Annotated in this window: 3 protein-coding genes and 2 pseudogenes; all 5 read right to left on the bottom strand. The window is 73.5% G+C overall.

The window, feature by feature from the left end:
- A pseudogene (locus ACWGKQ_RS51995) lies at positions 1-299 on the bottom strand (hypothetical protein); the annotation flags it as partial.
- Positions 209-979 (bottom strand): annotated as a pseudogene (gene cysD, locus ACWGKQ_RS51990) (sulfate adenylyltransferase subunit CysD); the annotation flags it as partial. The pseudogenes ACWGKQ_RS51995 and cysD, both read right to left, overlap by 91 nt.
- A 143-nt stretch (positions 980-1,122) precedes the next feature.
- Positions 1,123-1,704, bottom strand: a complete 582-nt coding sequence (gene cysC / locus ACWGKQ_RS51985) for an adenylyl-sulfate kinase (RefSeq protein WP_453299149.1) — start codon at positions 1,702-1,704, stop codon at positions 1,123-1,125.
- Positions 1,701-2,840 carry a M20/M25/M40 family metallo-hydrolase gene (locus tag ACWGKQ_RS51980; RefSeq protein ID WP_453299148.1) on the bottom strand — a complete coding sequence of 380 codons (1,140 nt, stop codon included), beginning with the start codon at positions 2,838-2,840 and terminating at the stop codon, positions 1,701-1,703. The genes cysC and ACWGKQ_RS51980 overlap by 4 nt, the downstream gene beginning before the upstream one ends.
- Positions 2,837-3,349 (bottom strand): amino acid kinase family protein, encoded by a 513-nt coding sequence (locus tag ACWGKQ_RS51975; protein WP_453299147.1) that lies wholly within the window; start codon positions 3,347-3,349, stop codon positions 2,837-2,839. Before ACWGKQ_RS51975 ends, ACWGKQ_RS51980 begins: the two co-directional genes overlap by 4 nt.
- Positions 3,350-3,376 lie beyond the last annotated feature (27 nt).

Below are 3,376 nucleotides of genomic sequence, written 5' to 3'. Positions count from 1 at the left end.
AGGACCGACTTGGAGTCGTGCAGGAGCCGTCCGACGAGGGTGGACTTGCCGTCGTCGACGGAGCCCGCGGTGGCGAACCGCAGGGTGTCGATGGTCGTGGTGGCCGGAGCGGTCATGGTGGTCATGGCGGGCATGGCAGTCATGTCTAGAAGTACCCCTCGCGTTTGCGGTCTTCCATCGCGGCCTCGGAGAGCCGGTCGTCGGCCCGGGTGGCGCCGCGCTCGGTCAGCCGGGAGGCGGCGATCTCGGCGATCACGTCGTCCAGGGTCACGGCGTCCGAGTCGACGGCGCCGGTGCACGACATGTCGCCGACCGTGCGGTAGCGCACCGACCGGCTCTCCACGCGCTCACCGTCCCGGGGGCCGCCCCAGCTGCCCGGCGCCAGCCACAGTTCGCCGCGCCGGAAGACCTCGCGCTCGTGGGCGTAGTAGATCCGCGGGAGTTCCATGCCCTCACGGGCGATGTACTGCCACACGTCCAGCTCGGTCCAGTTGGAGAGCGGGAAGACGCGGACGTGTTCGCCGGGGGCGTGCCGGGCGTTGTAGAGCTGCCACAGCTCGGGACGCTGCCGGCGCGGGTCCCAGCCGCCGAACTCGTCGCGCAGCGAGAACACCCGTTCCTTCGCACGGGCCTTCTCCTCGTCGCGCCGGCCGCCGCCGAAGACGGCGTCGTACCCGCCCTCGGTGATGGCGTCCAGCAGCGGCACCGTCTGCAGCGGATTGCGGGTGCCGTCCGCGCGCTCGCTCAGCCGGCCGTCGTCGATGTACCGCTGCACGGAGGCGACCTGGAGCCGCAGGCCGTGCGCGGCGCAGATGCGGTCGCGGAACTCGATGACCTCGGGGAAGTTGTGCCCGGTGTCGACGTGCAGCAGGGAGACGGGCGCCGGGGCGGGGGCGAACGCCTTCAGCGCCAGGTGCAGCATGACGACGGAGTCCTTGCCGCCGGAGAAGAGGATCACCGGCCGCTCGAACTCCCCCATCACCTCACGGAAGATGTGCACCGCCTCGGACTCCAGCGTGTCCAGGTGCGGCAGCGGATACGGATCCCCCGCACCGTGCGCGTACTCGGCGTACATGGCGTTCTTCGCGCCCTCGGCGTTCTTCGCGTTCTTCGCGGTGGCGGTCATGCCAGCTCCTTTCGCACGAGCAGCGCGTGCAGCGCGTCGACTGATTCGGCGGCCCGCTCGGCGTGCGCCTCGATGCGCAGATCGGGGTTCTCGGGCTCCTCGTACGGGTCGTCCGCCCCGGTGAGCGCGGAGATCCGGCCCGCCGCCTGCGCGGCGTACAGGCCCTTGACGTCGCGCGCCGCGCAGACCTCGAACGGCGTCGCGACATGCACCTCCAGATACCTCGTCCCCGACTTCTCGTGGCGGCGGCGGACGCTGTCCCTGGAGTCCGCGTACGGCGCGATCACCGGTACCAGGACCATGACCCCGTTGCGTGCCAGTACCTCGGCGACCAGGCCGATCCGCTGGACGTTGAGGTGCCGGTCCGCGCGGGAGAAGCCGAGCCCGGCCGACAGGAACCGGCGGATCTCGTCGCCGTCGAGCACCTCGACCCGCCGCCGGTCGCGGCGCAGCCGCCGGGCGAGCGCGGTGGCGATGGTGGTCTTGCCCGCGCTCGGCAGGCCGGTGAGCCATACGGTCGCGCCCGGCCGGCAGGTGCAGAACTCCCGCGGCCCGGCGACCGGCTGTGCGAGGCTCATGAGGTGCCCCCCGGGTTCGCGCGGGACGGCGACGGCAGGAAGGACAGCTCGCGCAGTGCCGTGGTCAGGACGGCGACGCCCCGGAGGTACTCGTCCACGAGGATGTGCTCCTCGTCGGAGTGGTCCAGCGTGCTGTCGCCGGGACCGTAGGTCGCCATGGGCACGTCCCAGACCTCGGCCAGGGTGTTCATGTCGGAGGTGGCGGTCTTCAGCGTCGGCCGCGGTGTTCCCCCGATGGCCCGGATCCCCGCGCTGAGGGCGCGTACCACCGGACCACGGCGGTCCGCCGTCACCGCCCGCACGCCGTTGACGACGTCGACCCGGCCGCCCCTTCCCCGGTCCAGGTCCCGGTCCCGCAGGGCGGCGACGAACCCGTCCTGGTCGAATCCGGCGGGCGTACGGATGCTGACGTCCAGTTCCGCCGCGGTGATGTCACCGCGCATGCCGACCAGGGTCGCGCCCGGGGTTGCGAACGAGCCGTGGCCCTGGTCCGGACCCAGCAGCGCGAGGACGTCCTGCCAGCAGGCGGCGGCCGACTCGGTGGCCTTCGCCACGGGGTTGCTGGGATGGGTGGCGGGACAGGCGACCCGGTAGGCCAGGTCGAGTTTCCCCTTGTAGCCGATGACGATGCCCCGCCATCCGCTGGGTTCCCCCACCACCAGGGCGTCCGGCGGGGCGAGGGTGCGCCCGATGTGCACCGCGCCCCGGGACCGCGGAGTCTCCTCCTCCACGACCCCGACGACCACGAGCCGGCCGGGGAAGTCCCGGGCTGCGGCGACGGCCCGCACCATGGCCGCGAGCGGCCCCTTGGCGTCGGCGGCGCCCCGGCCGTGCAGCCGGCCGCCCTCGCGGTGCACGGGCAGCGCGCCGGGGACGGTGTCCAGGTGGCCCAGCAGCATGATCCTCGGGCCGGGGCGGGCGGGGGTCTCGCCGATCACGTTGCCCACGTCGTCGACGCGGGCGGTGAGCCCGAGCCCGGTCATGACGTCGGCCAGGTGACCGGCGAGCCTGCCCTCCTGCCCGGACGGGGAGGGGATCTCCAGCATGGACTGCAGCATGTCCACGGCCGCGCCGGGGTCGGTTCCGGCGAGCGCCGCGGTGACCTCCGCGGCCGGGGCGGCGGTTTCGGTGGTCATCGGTCACTCCCTTTCTGTTCGGATTCCGTTCCGGGTGTCGCCTGTTCCTGACCGGGTGTCGCATGCTCCCGGCCGGGTTTCCCCTGCTCCCGGTCGGGTTTCCCCTGCTCCCGGTCGGGTTTCCCCTGCTCCCGGCCGGGCGCCAGCCGGACCGCCGTCCCGGCTCCGCGCAGGGCGTCGCCGACCGCTCCCGCGCCGCGGCCGTCGGCGACGGTCACCTGCCCGACGCCGCCCAGCAGGGCCTCCCGGGCCGCCACGAGCTTGAGTGCCATGCCGCCCCGGGCGAACTCTCCCGGCGCGCCCTCGGGGGGCACTTCGCAGTCGGACAGCAGGCTGTCCTCGTCGTCCGGGTCGGCGAGGACGCCCGCCGCGCCGGTGAGCAACACCAGCCGGTCCGCGTCGACTTCGGCCGCGAGCGCCGCGGCGATCCGGTCGGCGTCCGCGTTGACCGGATCGCCGGGGGCGGGGGAGGCGGGGGGCGCGACGACAGGGACGATTACGATGCCCACGAGCCTAGCGCCCACCACGCCCCCCAC

Source organism: Streptomyces sp. NPDC054770 (assembly GCF_053611985.1).
This window is presented reverse-complemented; position numbering and strand designations above follow the sequence as displayed.

Excerpts from the sequence above, each read along its gene's own strand:
- cysC (WP_453299149.1), bottom strand. The coding sequence starts at position 1,704 with ATGAGCCTCGCACAGCCGGTCGCCGGGCCGCGGGAGTTCTGCACCTGC.
- ACWGKQ_RS51980 (WP_453299148.1), bottom strand. The coding sequence starts at position 2,840 with ATGACCACCGAAACCGCCGCCCCGGCCGCGGAGGTCACCGCGGCGCTC.